Annotated in this window: 16 protein-coding genes; 14 read left to right on the top strand and 2 right to left on the bottom strand. The window is 46.1% G+C overall.

Features of this window, described 5'->3' with window-relative positions; all coding sequences use genetic code 11:
- Nucleotides 1-54: 54 nt before the first annotated feature.
- Entirely contained in the window at nucleotides 55-1245 is a 1191-nt protein-coding gene (locus tag ACWKXT_RS12625; RefSeq protein WP_083020837.1) for a tyrosine-type recombinase/integrase, read from the top strand.
- A gap of 123 nt (nucleotides 1246-1368) precedes the next feature.
- A complete protein-coding gene (locus tag ACWKXT_RS12620) occupies nucleotides 1369-1998 on the top strand; it encodes a hypothetical protein (protein WP_023308176.1) in 630 nt (209 codons plus the stop codon).
- Between the two features lie 577 nt (nucleotides 1999-2575).
- Here the strand turns inward: ACWKXT_RS12620 and ACWKXT_RS12615 are convergent.
- A complete protein-coding gene (locus tag ACWKXT_RS12615) occupies nucleotides 2576-3553 on the bottom strand; it encodes a LuxR family transcriptional regulator (RefSeq protein WP_214710424.1) in 978 nt (325 codons plus the stop codon).
- A 77-nt stretch (nucleotides 3554-3630) separates the two neighbouring features.
- Here ACWKXT_RS12615 and ACWKXT_RS12610 point away from each other — a divergent pair, with 77 nt between their 5' ends.
- The 12 genes from ACWKXT_RS12610 to ACWKXT_RS12555 all read left to right on the top strand — a co-directional run bounded on the left by ACWKXT_RS12610 (nucleotide 3631) and on the right by ACWKXT_RS12555 (nucleotide 15297).
- Complete coding sequence (locus ACWKXT_RS12610) at nucleotides 3631-3861, top strand: helix-turn-helix transcriptional regulator (protein ID WP_023308174.1); 231 nt, start codon at nucleotides 3631-3633, stop codon at nucleotides 3859-3861.
- Between the two features lie 20 nt (nucleotides 3862-3881).
- Nucleotides 3882-4724, top strand: coding sequence for a helicase RepA family protein (locus ACWKXT_RS12605; protein ID WP_431520349.1), 843 nt, complete (start codon nucleotides 3882-3884; stop codon nucleotides 4722-4724).
- Entirely contained in the window at nucleotides 4711-5493 is a 783-nt protein-coding gene (locus tag ACWKXT_RS12600) for a hypothetical protein (RefSeq protein WP_050868168.1), read from the top strand. The genes ACWKXT_RS12605 and ACWKXT_RS12600 overlap by 14 nt, the downstream gene beginning before the upstream one ends.
- A 665-nt stretch (nucleotides 5494-6158) precedes the next feature.
- Nucleotides 6159-6512, top strand: a complete 354-nt coding sequence (gene traJ, locus ACWKXT_RS12595; RefSeq protein ID WP_001588179.1) for a conjugal transfer transcriptional regulator TraJ — start codon at nucleotides 6159-6161, stop codon at nucleotides 6510-6512.
- Nucleotides 6513-6593: 81 nt separating this feature from the next.
- Nucleotides 6594-7388, top strand: a complete 795-nt coding sequence (trbJ, locus tag ACWKXT_RS12590; RefSeq protein ID WP_028120226.1) for a P-type conjugative transfer protein TrbJ — start codon at nucleotides 6594-6596, stop codon at nucleotides 7386-7388.
- Between the two features lie 11 nt (nucleotides 7389-7399).
- Nucleotides 7400-7573: a hypothetical protein gene (locus ACWKXT_RS12585; protein ID WP_023308170.1), complete on the top strand. Its 174-nt coding sequence runs from the start codon at nucleotides 7400-7402 to the stop codon at nucleotides 7571-7573.
- A gap of 2 nt (nucleotides 7574-7575) precedes the next feature.
- The gene (gene trbL / locus ACWKXT_RS12580; protein ID WP_032655586.1) at nucleotides 7576-8967 is read left to right on the top strand and encodes a P-type conjugative transfer protein TrbL; all 1392 of its coding nucleotides are present in this window, start codon (nucleotides 7576-7578) and stop codon (nucleotides 8965-8967) included.
- 81 nt (nucleotides 8968-9048) lie between these two features.
- Nucleotides 9049-9483 carry a HigA family addiction module antitoxin gene (locus ACWKXT_RS12575; protein WP_061891906.1) on the top strand — a complete coding sequence of 145 codons (435 nt, stop codon included), beginning with the start codon at nucleotides 9049-9051 and terminating at the stop codon, nucleotides 9481-9483.
- A 535-nt stretch (nucleotides 9484-10018) separates the two neighbouring features.
- On the top strand, nucleotides 10019-11767 hold the full coding sequence (locus ACWKXT_RS12570) for an Eco57I restriction-modification methylase domain-containing protein (protein WP_454532571.1): 1749 nt from the start codon (nucleotides 10019-10021) through the stop codon (nucleotides 11765-11767).
- Complete coding sequence (locus tag ACWKXT_RS12565; RefSeq protein ID WP_137659228.1) at nucleotides 11768-12508, top strand: PaeR7I family type II restriction endonuclease; 741 nt, start codon at nucleotides 11768-11770, stop codon at nucleotides 12506-12508.
- 210 nt (nucleotides 12509-12718) lie between these two features.
- On the top strand, nucleotides 12719-14281 hold the full coding sequence (locus ACWKXT_RS12560) for an ATP-dependent nuclease (RefSeq protein WP_454532570.1): 1563 nt from the start codon (nucleotides 12719-12721) through the stop codon (nucleotides 14279-14281).
- Nucleotides 14266-15297, top strand: a complete 1032-nt coding sequence (locus tag ACWKXT_RS12555) for a DNA helicase UvrD (RefSeq protein ID WP_454532569.1) — start codon at nucleotides 14266-14268, stop codon at nucleotides 15295-15297. Before ACWKXT_RS12560 ends, ACWKXT_RS12555 begins: the two co-directional genes overlap by 16 nt.
- Before the next feature lie 493 nt (nucleotides 15298-15790).
- Here the strand turns inward: ACWKXT_RS12555 and ACWKXT_RS12550 are convergent, their stop codons facing one another.
- Nucleotides 15791-16846 (bottom strand): ABC transporter ATP-binding protein, encoded by a 1056-nt coding sequence (locus ACWKXT_RS12550; protein ID WP_454532568.1) that lies wholly within the window; start codon nucleotides 16844-16846, stop codon nucleotides 15791-15793.

The following is a 16846-nucleotide window of genomic DNA, read 5'->3' as shown; positions in this document are numbered from 1 at the left end:
ACTTTTCTGAATTTTTTACAACATGGTATTTTTGATAAAGGAAAACAATAAACCATGTTGACTGACACCAGGCTGCGTCACCTTAAGCCGAAGGAGAAACTCTATAAAGTTAATGACCGTGATGGTCTGTATGTTGCGGTCACTCCGGCTGGAACTATTTCATTTCGTTATAACTATTCAATAAACGGAAGACAGGAGACCGTTACTTTTGGCCGCTATGGTGTTGGAGGGATCACGCTTGCAGAAGCGCGTGAACGGCTCAATGAAGCCAAAAAAATGGTTGCCAGTGGAATATCGCCTGCGAGGGAAAAAGCCAGAGATAAAGCGCGTATTAAAGATGCGGAGACTTTTGGTGCGTGGACTGAGAAATGGTTACGCGGTTATCAAATGGCTGAATCGACGCGTGATATGCGGCGTTCGGTATATCAAAGGGAGTTGAAGTCAAAATTTTCCCAGCAGAAACTTAGTGAGATTACATATGAAGACTTACGCGCATTAACCGATAACATTGTCGAGAGAGGGGCACCGGCGACAGCTGTACACGCCAGAGAGATTGTATTGCAAGTCTATCGCTGGGCTATTGAGCGCGGTCAGAAGGTGGAGAATCCAGCTGATCTGGTACGGCCTGCAAGCATAGCGAAATTTGAGCCTCGAGACAGGGCATTGACGCCAATTGAAATTGGTCTGATGTATCGGTACATGGAACGGGTAGGAACGACGCCATCAATCAGAGCAGCGGTTAAACTTTTGCTGTTAACGATGGTACGTAAAAGTGAGCTTACTAACGCAACCTGGAACGAGATCAATTTTAGTGAGGCATTATGGACGATACCAAAGGAAAGGATGAAACGACGTAATCCACATTTGGTTTTTCTTTCCAGACAGGCAATGGATATTATGATTGCTCTCAAAACCTTTGCCGGTAGCTCTGATTTTATCCTTCCTTCGCGGTACGATTCCGATGCGCCAATGAGTAGCGCTACTTTAAACCGGGTTTTGACACTGACGTATCGCCTGGCTCAGAAAGAAGGGGAGTTGTTGCCTAAGTTTGGTCCCCATGACTTACGGCGTACAGCCAGCACCTTGCTACATGAGGCCGGGTACAATACTGACTGGATTGAGAAGAGCCTTGCCCATGAACAAAAAGGGGTACGAGCTGTTTATAACAAGGCAGAATATCGTGAGCAGAGGGCTGAGATGCTACAAGATTGGGCGAATATGATTGATGAATGGACTAGTAAGTAGTTAATAATCAGTAAGTTAAGTGGGTATGCTTCTTTTATCTACGCTAGGAGAGCAATTTTAGCCGCTAAAATTTACTGAATCTTTACTGGTTTTATCTGGATTGCATAAAAAGGAAAAATAAAAGTGCCTGAGTTGTCTGTAATTATACAATGGATGAATCAATACCCTAAGACCGGCTGGCTATTGCTGTGTATCTATATTGCACTCGGTGTAGTTCGTCACAGAGTAATTAATGCTGAATCTGGAAGTGTATTTCGTGGACTACTCAATCTTAGGAAGCGCCGGCTAGAGCAAATGCTGACACAGCCATATTTGAATAAAAATGCGGTCCGTCTGGCAAAGCGTGAGCTTCGTCAGCGCAGCCTTTATCGGCTCACAGGCTTGTATAATTATCGGCTGCAGGATTTGGCTGTAATAATGTGTGATCGTTATGGGTTGCGGGCTGGTTATCTCAAGCCGTGGCGTAACTGGCTCGAAGAACGGGATGGACGGATTGTGTTCAACAGGAAATGGCATTGTTTTCGCTGGCGTCTTTTTCTGGTAGGTCAGATTGTAAACACAGTTCTACTAATATTATTCATTATGTATATAGTTTCTCATTCTTCGGCCGAAATGATCGCACCGCTTATGTTACTCTTCATGCTTGTATGGTGGTTTCCTTGGCTAATGATCACCTCGGTACCTACCCCTAGGTGGACTCGCGAAATGGAAGTCTATCTTGAGAAATTTAACGCTGAACAGACCATGGTTTAAACTGTTCTTTGTTACCATGCATTCAGAGTGAATTGTCAGAGTTTTGGAAGATTCCATCCTACGAGTAATACTCACAAGGTAATTCACATAATCAATAGGTTAAGTCATAAGCTTCTTGACCCTACATGAGAAGACGAATTTTAGCTGCTAAAAGTTTGGGCATATTTGGACTTAAATGCCACCGACATGATTCTAATAATTAAGCCAGTACCTAATGAGCCAAGATAAGACAACTGTAAACGCCCTTTGGCTTAGACTTGCTTTCAGGAAAGCGAATGCTTTTTATGGTCAGGGACAAGTAAGGGGATGAGCCATTGCATAACCATAAAACCAATTCGTTCTATGTCATTACAGATCGGCTTCAGTGATTTACTGGTGAGGTAGTATCACTGTGATCCGTTTTGCATAACGCTTACAGCTGCGCTACAAACAATAAACTATAATACTGTATTTTCAAAATCATCAATTTGAAGCAGGGTAATCGCGAAAAACCCTCGTAAGTGGCTGGTTATAATTCAATAAAGTGGATGATATTAAGACTTAAACTGCCACCATAATAGCTCGTGGATATACTATTTTAAATATAAAATTCTTTCCTCACAGACGCTAAGGCCTTGGACACAGCCTGCTTCGTCATAGTTGTGTAGTGATTTTTTTCTAAAACCTGTGCGGTTTCAAACTGGTTAAAACCTTGGTGTTTTAATATGATTATTTTTTTCTTAGTATCAGTGAATTTGGAGTCAACCATTCGTCTGGCGATATTCCTAAGTTTATCTAGATCTGCTGGGGTTAAAGTTTGACCCTGCATCCACTCATGAAAATAGGTATCAATCAATATATCCCCTGTGTTTGCGTTAGCTTTATGCGGTTTAGCGCATTGCCGTCTAAGCCTTATTAATTCTTTATTGAACTGTTCGAGAGACCGCTTTCCTTGTCTGTATTTGGGATTCCATAGACCATTGGTGAGTTTGGGCCTATGGTCAGAACAATATCGATGACTAAGGACCTGTTTTTCATTTTCATGAACGGGGAACTCATTATCGTTAGCAACAAATTCTGATATCTCACTGATCAACTTGGAAAATTCGGTTAGATTACCGCAGAACTCGCAATAACCGAGCTTACGCTGTGAATTTATAGTTACTCCTTTTGCAGGAGAGGACTTCTTCGGCCGCTTGGATGCGCACTCACTGACTAATTCAATAAGAGACTCAATCGTAGCGGTAAAGCATTTATCAAGAGAAGTTTGTTGATCTAAAGTCAGAACGAAATTACGCAAAAGAAGTCTTTGTGCCTGTACTACGACGTTTAAGCCCACTTTTTTAAGTACATCACTAAATCCTAGATTTACTCCAGAAATGTAGTCTTTATGACTTGGTGGCAGGGAATTTACATAAGCAGCTACTGCTGGATCAATAACTTCCTGTATGAGACGCAGTATTGGATACCTCCGTGAAAATATGGAGTACGGATAACTACGCTCTACAAATAATTTAATTGCAGCTGCAACTGTGAGGTCACAGCCTTCCCAGATAGTAATTTTCATGTCAACCATTTTAGCCAATGAATAGGTTTTAGCAAGTGGTAATGCTTGGCATTGTATAGGCCTGATTGGAAACAGGAGGAAGGCAGATGCAAACAAAGGCACATAGCACGCTCATTAACAGAAAAACACTTCTGGAAATGATCCCATTGTCAGCCCGCACTATTTATAACCTTGAACAGCGAGGCGAGTTTCCTCGCCGTATAGCACTTACTAGCCGAAATGTTGCATGGCAGTTATCCGAAGTAGAACAGTGGATTGCGGATCGTAAATCAGCAATGTTTAAAGCGGCCAGACCCGGTGTTGTTTTAGGTAGGTAACAGCAATGTCATTGAACATAATGGAAGCATTTGAAGCTAAGCCACAACCAATTGATTACGTCTTGCCTAATTTGGCTATTGGTACTATCGGAGCGATTGTTTCTCCGGGAGGCGCTGGAAAGTCAATGCTGGCATTACAATTGGCTGTGCAGATTACTTGTGGTGTAGATCTTTTAAACTTTGGTGAATATCCGACTGGGTTGGTGGCATATTTACCTGTGGAGGACTCTGAAACCATCGTTCACCATCGTTTATATGCTTTGGGAAAATATCTAACAGCACGTCAGCAGCAGATTGTAGCTGATAAGCTACTGGTCGAACCTTTGGTAGGGAAGTGTCCAAATATTTTCTTGCCGGATTGGAGCAACTTGATCAATGAAGTTTCAAAAGGTAGACGTTTAATAATTTTGGATACTCTTCGCCGTTTCCACCAGGAGGATGAGAATAATAGCGCAGCAATGTCCAAAGTCATTGGAAAGCTAGAAGGTATTGCTGCTGATACTGGATGTTCGATTATATTTCTACACCATTCAAACAAAGGCGCTGCCACGATGGGGGTTGGTGATATACAGCAGGCAAGCAGGGGTAGTAGCGTCCTGGTTGATAATATACGGTGGCAATCTTATCTGGCGGGCATGACCGCCTTGGAAGCGAAGACGTATGGTATTTCTGATGATGTTCGAGGTCAATTTGTTAGATTTGGAATAAATAAAGTAAATTATGGAGAACGTGCGCCAGATCGTTGGTTACAGAGACATGAGGGGGGAGTATTAAAAATAACGGCGCTCAGCTCGAAGAATAATAAAAAGCTTACTAAAGAAAGAACATCTACCTGGAGTGGCGCTGACAATGACAACTGGTAATAAAGTGGCACCCACAAGTACAGCTTGGCAAGCCCGAGTAATTCTGTACCAGCCAAGCCAGCGTCCTAAGGAGGTGAAGGGACAATGGATGGAGACTAGTTTTGGTCGTTGTCGTGTTACCGGACGGCTCGGACAGCGTCATGCCGATATCGTAGAGACAATATTATATGTTGCCGAGCAACGTCGTGAAATTTCTGATGGTGGAATCGAATTATTAGTAGATCCAGCGAAAGTACGCCGAACGCTATCCGATGCACAATACAGTTATGGTCGTATACAGAAATTGCTTTTAGATCTGCGCGTCGCAACAGTTGAAATTATAACGCCAGAGCTGGAGAAAAGCGGCGACTGTATAATAGGGGGACTGATCGATCATGTAGTGCCATCACCTATGACGCGTCCAGATCCTTTGACTGGGGGAGAACGCCGTTTATGGCGTGTCCGTCTGGGTGTTGCATTAGCGATGTTACTCAAAAAAGATTTGCCATTTTATTATCATCCTGGCCCCATAGCTCGGCTACAACATGGTATTAGCCAGGCAGTCGCTCGTCATGTCTTAACCCATAGGAATAATCCTTTAGGAGGGTGGTATATGGATACGTTGATATTAGCAGTGTGCGGTGAAGGAACGAGTAATATGACTTTACGTAACTATCGTCGGAGATTGAAAGAAGATTCCGTGCAATTGCTGGAAATTGGAATTGATTTGAACGGTTCTAGGATAAAACGTGTCACAACGGCCCGATATTGTGTCACAACGGCCCGATAGCGTGTTATAGCGGCCCGGTAGCGTGCTACAGCGGCCCGATTTTTTACTATTCAGCAGTATTTACAGGATCGTTCAGGATCTACAGTCTTTGAAATCACCTGCCTGAGCAGGCGCTTTCAAATCTAGAATCGGCCAAAGGCCGATGGTTGTACGCCAGAAGAAGAGATTACTTACTCGTTTGGTATATTGACACTTGAGGTAGATTTTATGACATATGAGGTACGCCCCTAGCTTTAGGCATAGGGAGGAAGATTTTAGCCGCTAAAATCTGCAATGCACATGCTTTGACAATGTAAGTAAAAAAGTGCATGAGAAAATAAAAGATTTCTTACAATATATCGAAACATAAATACAGTTGGTGGACGCCCATTTATAACTACTAAAGGTCATTTTCAAAAGGGAGAAATATAGTTTCCTTGCAAAAAACACATTTGCTGCAGATCTTTACCCGAGTAATCCTATATTTATACGCTAAGAAAACACATCCTGTACACTGAAATACACATTGATGTGCACAGATATACTACGGCAACAGGAGGGCAGGACATGTAAAGTAGGCCCACCGCTACGGTGTTCCAACTTTACCACTCCCTATTCGCCGCATCGCGGCTCAAGGGCGTCCTGCTCTGCGAGGCTGCCAGGCTACCACCTGTATGGAGAGCTATATGAAAGTTACTCAGACTAGAAAAAATAGTACGCCAATAAAAGTTTATTGTTTACCCGAAGAAAAAATTCTCATCCAAGAAAATGCAGAAGCATCTGGATTAAGTGTTGCCTGTTTTGTTCGTAGAGTTGCAATGGGTTATCAGGTTGATTCTATCGTAGATATAAAACAGGTTAATGAACTTAGCCGAGTAAACGCTGATCTTGGAAGACTTGGCGGATTACTTAAATTATGGCTCGCAAATGATCCTCGAACAGTTGATTTTTCACCCACACTGATAAGAACCTTGCTTGCGAAAATAGAATCAACTCGGCAAGAACTAAGGAACATTATGGATAAAATCTTGGATAAATAAATGTGTGGTTTCCTATATACCTGCGTCTGTTAAAAAACAGTGTGTTAAATATTACTGAACTGATGAAAAAGAGGTGAGCAAATGAATTTAATGTTCCGAGTGGTTTCATTACAAAGAGGGATTTTAGCCGCTAAAAAAGCTTTAATAGTTCCTTTCGTGGCGTCCGTCATGGCATTACCGGTTAAGGCCGGAATTCCCGTTATTGATGGCACTAATGTGGTTCAGACCACAATCAGCGCAGTTAACAACGTTCAGGCTGTGACTAAACAGATCCAGCAGTACCAGACGCAGCTGCAGCAGTATGAAAACATGCTCAAAAATACCGTCGCACCTGCGGCCTATATCTGGGATCAGGCCAATTCAACCATCAACAAATTGTTGCAGGCGCAGGACACTCTTAATTACTACAAAAATCAGGCCGGGAGTCTTGATTCATATCTGAAACGTTATCAGGACGTGAATTACTACCGCTCATCACCGTGCTTTAACAGTAATGTTGAATGTACTGCAGATGAAATCAGCGCACTGCGTAAAGCAGAACAGAACAGCTCTGAGGCGCGTAAAAAGGCCAATGACGCCGTTTTTAAGGCTCTTGATGAACAGCAAGAAACACTGCAAAGCGATGCTGATAACCTGGCAGATTTGCAAACTCAGGCAACCGGCGCACAAGGGCAAATGGAAGCTATTCAGGCCGCTAACCAGCTTGCCAGTGCTCAAACGAACCAGCTGCTGCAAATCCGCTCGCTCCTGGTAGCCCAGCAAAACGCTGCAGCAACACTGGCACAGGCTCAGGCAGATAAAGAATCACAACAGATAGCCGCTGATGAAAAAGCGTTAGCTGGAGAGAATACACCAAGCCCGAAGCGAATTTGGTGAGGAAACGCAGAATGAAAGATAATCTTTTGATTGTATTTATTCTGATCAGTTTATTGGCTATATGTTCTTGCGATAAAAATGATAAAGATTGTTTATCGACGCCAGATAATAAATTTGATGAAAATAAATACGATAAATGTGCTCTACGGAGTAATAATAAACCAAGCCCTAAACGAGAATGGTAATCATGAAAATAGTAAGTAAGCTCACCTTTCTAGGTATCATAATTTTCTTTTCTATAAATGCCTATGCTGGTCAATTAGATAGTAGCGGGCTACTTGATTCTTTATTAGATAAGTTTCAACAAGTAGCCAGTACATGGACAACAGTAATTGCTGACTATGCAAATTGGCTCTTCTGGGGGCTGGTATTAATAAGTATGGTTTGGACATTTGGTATGATGGCAATGCAAGGGGAAGGGTTGACAGGCGTACTTGCTGAAATAGTTCGCTTTTTTGCCGTCATTGGTTTTTTTTATTATCTTTTAATCAACGGCCCATCCATATCGCAATCCATAATTAATTCAATGAGGCAACTTGCAGCAAACGCTTTAGGAATAAGTACTGGTATTTCGCCCTCAAGCATAGTTGATATGGCGTTTGCTATATTAACAAAGGTCAGTTCAGCCGCATCAATTTGGTCGCCAATGATATCCACCATTATGATAACAGTCGCGATAATCGTTTTGGTAGTGATGTCCCTTATAGCGATAAATATGCTAATCATGTTGGTTTCTGCATGGGTGTTATGTTATGCAGGAGTTATATTGCTTGGATTTGGTGGTTCGAAATGGACCTCTGATATAGCAATTAATTACTTACGAACTGTTTTATCGATTGGCATTCAATTATTCACGATGACATTAATTATTGGGATTGGACAATCATTTATAGATCAATATTTTTCTCTTATTAAAGATGATGTTCCTGATCTTAATAGTCTTATCGTTTTGCTTCTGGCGTCAATTATCCTGTTAGTATTAACGAATAAGCTACCACTGTTGTTATCAGGTGTTGTAGGAGGGGCTTCTTTACAAGGGATTGGTGGATTTGGGGCGGGTATGATTACTGGCGCTGCCGCTACTGCCATCAGCGGTGCTGGAGCAATGGCAATGGGGGCATCAGCTCAAGTCAGCGGCGGAGCCTCTGCATTAAAGGCAGCGTTCGAGTCTGCGCAAGCTGCCATGGCCGAGGAATCTGGTTCAGGCGGTGGAGGCGGTTCCGGTGGAGGATTTGGCGGCGGGGAAGATACCGGTTCTGTAGATACTTCTGGAGGCCAACCCTCAGGCAGTTCCGGTGGTTCGTCAGCATGGAGCAGTTCAGTTAGCGCCAGCGGAGGAAGTCAGGGGTTTGCTTCATTCTCACGAGCTGGCCGCATGGCAAGCCATATGGGAAGCATCATGGCCAACGGAGCTGCTGAGTACCAGAAAATGAAGCGAAGTAGCAATTCTTCTCGTGTCCAACAAACCATTGGAGGGGAGTTGGCGACTCAGATACGTAAGCAGACAGCTACTCATCGGGATAACCGCGAACATGATGATTTTGCCGATGATAGCTTATCGGGTAATAATAAATCTTGAATCACGTGCGTCAGTTAACGAGGTAGCGTGAGCTGACGCTTTCACTGTGCGAACTTTACTCCTGCAATTCAAAGGAAAAACATGTCCAGGACTCCCTATACACGGTTACGTATTGAGGGCTTCCGCAAAGCAGAGGCTTCCCTGAGACTTGAAGGAATGGACCCCAGTGGTACGCCACTGTACGAGTCCATTAAGGCACGTATTATTTCAGGTGAGCTTACGTATGAGCAGGGGCGTTCAGAGATTCTTGCATACTACACAAAATCAGATACCGCCGGGCCTGTGACAGTGGGAGAAATTCTGACAGAAGAATTTTTGAAACCGCTGAACATGTCTAATGATGAACTGGCGGAAGCTATGGGTAGCTGCAAGCAGTATATTGACGATATTCTCTGCGGCTTGCGTCGTCTTACAAATGACGATACTCGCATTCTTGCTGCAGTATTTGGTACTGATGAGGATTTTTGGAGCAATCTGCAGAAGTTGCAAGATCAACAGAAGGAACGACGGAAGTAATCCATCGGTGGCTACGCCATATGTCATGAACCAGTTGCCCCTCAAGTGTCATAAAAGCACTCCTTCCTGTTTGGGGGCTGTTCAGTAATAAATAACACAGGTCATAGGCTTGTGGAATTACTATACCCACCTAAGAAGCTATTGTTTTATAAAGGTATACAGGGCTTTGTACCTGTGTGTCTGGACGCATCAATTCGTGTTAGTATATCAGTCAATTTTTTCGGAGATATTAGTGAATCCCTGCATTTGATATCATCCGCATTTCTACCGTCGATTAGTTTTGGGATTTGTATCAAGCAAACCAAATGCAGTGTGAACTAGCTAAAACAGACGTAGGTCCGAGTGATATCAACTCGTGCACGTGGGCGGTCATTAGCTAAGAGCCAATGTTAGATGGCCGTAGGGTATGCGAGAACGAAGTTCTGCTTTGCTATCCAGATATTCTGGTGGCCAATCTAGCCAGATCCATGGCTCGCCCCGAACCACCCTTTACAAGTATGTCGGCGTTATAACGCCGCCCCAATGAGGACTTTGGATGACTCAACAACAAGACGCCGCTGATAGCGTGCGCAGCAAGGTCGCTCCTGGAGCTATAGCAGTACCTGTATGTCCCGTCACATCAGCGATAGAGTTATTGGCGACAGAGGGGGGGCTCGAAGCCAGGGGGGCCATTTTCACGCGCTCTGAGGTGGTGGATTTCATTCTCGACTTGGCTGGTTACACAGAGGATCAACCGCTTTATAAGAAGAGAATTTTAGAGCCATCATTTGGTGCTGGGGACTTCCTATTACCTATCATCGAGCGGTTATTGGCTGCATGGCGGATGGCGAGGCCAAACGGTTCAGCTTTAGGTGAATTGGCCGATGCAATCCGGGCTGTGGAATTGCACCACGAGACCTTTTATAGCACCCAGGCTGCAGTTGTCGAACTGCTGAAGCATCAAGGCATCTCTTCGAATGATGCTAATGCCTTGGCTTGTTGTTGGCTGTCGCAAGGCGATTTCCTGCTTACTCCTTTGGAGGGGGAATTCGATTTCGTCATTGGTAACCCACCATACGTCCGTCAGGAGTTAATCCCCGCACCATTACTTGCTGAATACCGCTGTCGTTACAAGACAATGTTTGATCGTGCAGATATTTACATTCCATTCATCGAGCGATCTCTGTCGGTTTTGTCGGATGGTGGCAGCCTAGGTTTCATTTGCGCGGATCGCTGGATGAAGAATCGCTATGGGGGACCGCTTCGCAGCCTTGTTGCTGAGAGGTTCCACCTAAAAGTTTATGTCGATATGGTGGATACTCAGGCCTTTCACTCCGATGTGATTGCCTACCCAGCAATTACTATCATCAGCCGTGAAATGCCGGGGCCAACTCGCATCGCTCATCGGCCAGCTATTGACCGGGTAACACTGACTGAATTGTCTGGCCTGCTCACAGCCCACTCTCTTCCTAAGGAAGTCGGACCGACGCGTGAGCTTGCTCAAGTGACCAATGGTTCGGAGCCGTGGTTGCTGGAATCATTCGATCAAATGGCGCTTATTCGCCGTTTGGAAAGAGACTTTCCCCTGCTTGAAGAGGTAGGGTGCAAGGTCGGGATTGGTGTTGCGACAGGTGCGGACAAAGCGTTTATCGGAGATTTTGAAGCACTCAATGTTGAGCAAGACCGGAAAGTGCCGCTGGTAACAACCAAAGACATCGTGAGCGGTGAAGTTGAGTGGCGTGGTCTGGGGGTCATCAACCCCTTTACTGAGCAAGGTGGGTTGGTCGAACTTGGTGAATATCCACTCTTGCGAAGCTATCTTGAAGCAAGACGTAGTGTGATTGCTGGACGTCATTGTGCGCAGAAAAACCCGCTCAAGTGGTATCGCACGATTGATCGCATTACTCCGAAATTAGCCGCGAGGCCAAAGCTTTTGATCCCAGATATCAAGGGACAGGCTCATATCGTTTATGAAGGTGGCGAACTATATCCTCATCACAACCTCTATTACGTCACCTCAGATGATTGGGACTTGCGTGCCCTGCAGGCAGTACTACTGTCTGCCGTCAGCCGCTTATTTGTGGCGACATATTCAACGAAAATGCGGGGGGGATTCATGCGTTTTCAGGCGCAGTACCTTCGCAGAATTCGTATTCCGTCTTGGGCTGACGTGCCTAAAATGCTACGCCACGAGTTGGCTGAGGCGGCTATCAAACGGGACATTCAGGCCTGTAATCGGGCGGTGTTTAAGCTTTATGGTCTGAATCAGGAAGAACAATCATCCCTTGGGGGAAATGGAGAATAAATGGCGCTCGATCTCGTTGATTATGAAAAGAAAGCCCGCGAAGCCGTGAAGGCATTTTGGGGCAACCGTGAAGCAGCAAGACAAAAGCAAATTGAGTCGGGTAAGGCCGACCAAGGCGAACGTGCGGGCGTCACTGCTGGAAAGAATATGGACGGGTTCTTGGCCTTGGTGCTAGACCTCATAAAGGCTAATGGACTAGCCCATGCTGAGATTTACCAGAACCGGGCGATGTTGACCCTTCCCGGATATTTCCGCCCAACTAAGCTGTGGGATCTATTAGTTATCTACAAAGGAGAATTGATTGCAGCAATTGAGCTGAAAAGCCAGGTAGGACCCTCGTTCGGCAATAACTTTAATAACCGAACTGAAGAAGCAATCGGGACGGCCCATGATTTATGGACAGCCTTCCGCGAAGAAGCTTTTGGGAAGCAACCGCGTCCATTTGTAGGGTGGATGATGATGGTTGAAGATGCACCGGAGTCTCGCAAGCCCGTTCGCGACTCGTCGCCACATTTTCCTGTGTTTGATGAATTCAAGGGAGCATCATATCTCAAGCGGTACGACCTGTTGTGTCAGAGGCTGGTTCAAGAGCAGCTTTACACGACCGCTGCTGTCATCGCAGCGGAGCGCGGCGCGGTAAATACTGGTGATTTCACTGAGCTATCGTCCATGACCAGTCTCAGGGCATTCGTATCTGCACTGGCTGGTCACATAGCGGCAGAGGCTGCTCGGTTGGGCTGAGAGAAGCATCTCTGTTGGAGCATAGCTGGTTTGAATGTCGAAAGTGGGAAAAGTTGTTCTTAAAGGGGTTGGAATATTCAATATTTACTGTTGAATTAAGGCTGCGAAGTAACAGCTTTTTACGGACCGCCCTTTAAGTGGTTAAACTTGCTTCTGTTTTTAGGACAAGGTACGTGCTTTAGCTGATGCCATAGAGGTTAAGGAGTTAACATGCCGGCAATAAAAAAAATCGTGATCAAAAATTTCAAAAGAATTGCCGACCTGACCCTTGAGTTCGACCCTGGCAAGAACATACTGATCGGCGACAACGAAACGGGTAAAAGCAGCGTGCTATTGGCATTAGATCTGGCACTTAGCGCAAGCCGCAGTCGAGTTGAAAACATAGGCTATGAAGCCCTGCTGAATCAGGGGGCGGTGCAGAATTTCTTGGCAGGGCCAGCAAGACTGGATTTGCTTCCAGAAGTCATCGTGGACGTTTTTCTGGAAGAGGGGGACGATCAAGGTTTTTACGGTACCCAAAACGTTCTTGGAATACAGACAGATGGCCTGCGCATGGCGATTGTCCCCTTGATCGAAGAGTTCGGCCAGACAATTGTCGATCTGCTCAAAGCAAACAAGGACAGCTTTCCTTTTGAATATTACAGTGTCAAGTTCTCAACGTTCGCCGGGGCACCTCACGTCAGCTACCGGCGTCCGGTCAAACACCTGATGATCGATAGTTCTCGTATCGACAGTGAATACGCCGCTCGTGAATACACCCGAACACTGTTCGGATTCCATGTCAATACGCCGGATCGCTACCGCCTCGAAAATCGCTATCGGCAAGGCAAAGAAGCTTTCAGTCGAGAGAGTCTGAAGGAATTGAACAATGCGCTCGGTGATTATCAGTTTTCCTTGAGAACAAGTTCTCGCGCCAACCTTGAAACCGACTTGGTGATCACTAAAGACGGCATCCCTATTGAGAATCGTGGCAAAGGTGAACAGTGTTTTATCAAGACTAATTTCGCCCTGAAGAAATATGAGGAAAAAGGGAGCTTGAACGCGCTCCTACTGGAGGAGCCCGAAAACCATCTAAGCCACACGAATATGAAACGCTTGGTTGAAAGACTGGCTGATACGACGGGCACTCAGTTGTTCATTACCACGCACAGTAGCCATATCTGTGCTAGGCTCGATCTACGCCACGCGTTACTGCTTGGAGCAGGGTGTGCGGGACGCTTGAAAGACCTGTCGGAGCCCACCGCAAACTTCTTTATGAAAGCGCCCGATAACAATGTCCTTGAGCTCGCTCTCTCCAAGAGAGTCATATTGGTCGAGGGGGATGCAGAATTTATCCTCATGGAGCACTTCTACAAGCAGCTGGCTGGCTCTCCTCCTCAGGCTGATAATGTGCACATCATCTCGATCGGTGGTACGAGCTTCAAACGCTACTTGGAGCTCGGAAAGCTCCTGAGCATCAGGATCGCCGCAATTCGGGATAACGACGGCGATTACCAACAGAACTGTGTAATGAACTACGAAGGTTACCTGTACGAGTCGGCCCAGATCTTTGCCGATACAAATCCTGACCGAAGCACCTTTGAAATAGGTCTCTACAGAGACAATCAGCATCTCTGCGACGACCTTTTTGCTGCAGGTCGAAAAAAACTGACCGTTCAAGATTACATGTTGAAAAATAAAGCGGATGCTGCTTTCGAGCTGCTAACTAAGAAGTCCGCTGAGCTGATCGTTCCGAAATATATACAGGATGCGATTGAGTGGATAAGAGCGTAATTTTTTCCGTCGCAGGATCTGGAAAAACCAGTCTGATCATTGAAGGGCTCAGCTTTGTTCAGCGGGCATTGATCGTCACTTACACGGAGAACAATTACCGGCACCTGCGCAACAGGATCATCCAGAAGTTCGGGATGCTCCCACCCAACATTACGCTCACTACGTACTTCTCATTCCTGCATGGATTCTGTTATAGGCCTTTGATGCAATTGAAACTAGGGACCAGAGGCTTAAATTTCAGGCGTCCGCCCAATAGACAGTTCCGCTTGGACGATTTCAATCGGTATCGCGATGGCAGCGGGAGACTCTATCACTGCCGCCTCGCCAAACTGCTACAGGTCGTAGAGGCTATACCGGACGTGCGTGCTCGCTTGGAGCGCTTTTACGACCACCTCTACGTTGACGAGGTACAGGATTTTGCGGGCCACGACTTCAACCTGCTGCTGGAGATTTCACAAGCGAATATTGGTATAACGTTCGTCGGTGACTTCCACCAACATACCTTTGATACCAGTAGAGACGGTGCGATAAACAACAACCTCCACGCCGATGTTGTCCGTTACGAGAAACGCTTTCGTGATGTCGGCATCACGGTAGACAAGGAAACTCTGAGCTGTAGCTGGCGATGCACAAAAATGGTCTGCGATTTCATTAGTGCAAAGTTACATATCCCGATGGGTGCTCATGAGGAAAGAGTCAGCCGGATCATTAAGGTTGATGACCAAGAGCAAGCGAACTTGTTGCACTCTGATCCAACCATTGTGAAGCTGTTTTTGAGCGAACACTACAAGTACGGCTGCTACTCGGAGAACTGGGGAGCGAGCAAGGGCATGGATCACTATAATGATGTTTGCGTTGTGATGGGGCCAGGTATCTGGAAAGACTATTTGGCAGAAAGGCTACACCAAGCAAATCCGCAAACGCGCAACAAGCTGTACGTTGCCTGCACAAGGGCGCGGGGTGACCTGTATTTCATGCCCGAGAAGCTATTGAAAGCGTTTAAACAGAGGAAATAGTCGGTTGCATCGTTGAATCGGTTCAATATCTGTTGCTAAGTGATAAAGGCTTTTGGCCGGTTTCTGTCAATCGTGACATATGGTGGCGGGCAGAAACGGGCGGACATGTAGTGGCCTGAGCAGGTTATTTTAGGCATGAGAGCATCTACGGGCGAGGGCGATTGATGAAGACTGTTGTCACGATGTGGCAATGGAAGAGCTTTTCAAGGCCGATTTTCTTATGCTGTGGAGCTGCTGGTTGAGATTGCTCGTCAGCTTATGTAGGTGAGTTGGTCATCTTGGAGAGGCAGCAATTGGCAGCCTTTGCCCTGATAGAGGTTAATCCGATATTCTTAAATGTTTTTACTGTGCATGGCACTTTTCATGGCTTTTCGATTGCGGTTTATATTAACTCACTGTTTAATAAGAACTTAATAAGTTTGTTTATAATAGAGTGGGAATAATCCCTCCGCATTAAAAACAAAAGCCCGCATGATGCGGGCTTTTTTGTCATTTACGTACGCAACCGACGCCCGGTTTTCTCCTCAAACAGGAAGACCCTCGAGAGATCCGCTTCCAGCAATACTCCATCGCCAGGGCTGACATCCAGTTTTTCATGCGACACGACAATCATCTCCTGGTCGCCGACGCGAACCAGAATCTCCTGGCCTTCGCCGGTCATCTCAACCAGTACAATTTCTGCTGCTACCCCGCTATTGCTGATGCGAAGATGATGCGGACGAATGGCGCAGACGATCTTCATTCCGTCGATATACGATGTCAGCGGGCAGGGGAAGCGGTAGCCGTTTGCCAGCACCACGCTGCCGTCATGGATGACCCCTTTAATGGTGTTGATCTCCGGGGTGCCGATAAACCCCGCGACAAAAAGGTTGTCCGGATTATGATAAAGCTCTTCCGGTGTCCCGACCTGTTCAATATTTCCGGCATTCAGCACCACGATGCGGTCCGCCATGGTCATGGCTTCGGTTTGATCGTGGGTGACATAAATTGTCGTGCGCCCGATTCGCTGGTGCAGCTTGCGAATTTCGCCGCGCATTTTATGGCGCAGTTTAGCGTCAAGGTTGGACAGGGGTTCATCGAACAAAAAGGCTTTGGGATCGCGGACAATGGCCCGGCCCATTGCCACGCGCTGGCGCTGGCCCCCGGAAAGCTCACGCGGCACCCGGTCAAGCAGATGCGTCAGCCCGAGAATTTCAGCCGCTTCTTCAACCCGCGCCATGCGCTCTGCTTTGGGCACGTTGGCGAGCTTTAACGCAAAGCTCATGTTGTCCCGCACTTTCATGTGCGGGTAAAGCGCGTAGCTCTGGAATACCATCGCGATATCGCGTTTTTTGGCGGGCAGGGTGGTCACCACTTCGCCCTGCATGAGCAGTTCGCCAGAGGTGATATCTTCAAGCCCGGCGATCATCCGCAAAAGCGTGGATTTACCGCACCCGGAAGGGCCGACCAGCACAATGAATTCACCTTCGTGGATATTCAACGAGATGTCTTTGATGATGCTGACGTTGCCGTAGGATTTACCCAGGTTGTTCAGTACGATTTGGCTCAT

The sequence above is a fragment of the Enterobacter sp. UPMP701 genome, assembly GCF_053709515.1.
This window is presented reverse-complemented; position numbering and strand designations above follow the sequence as displayed.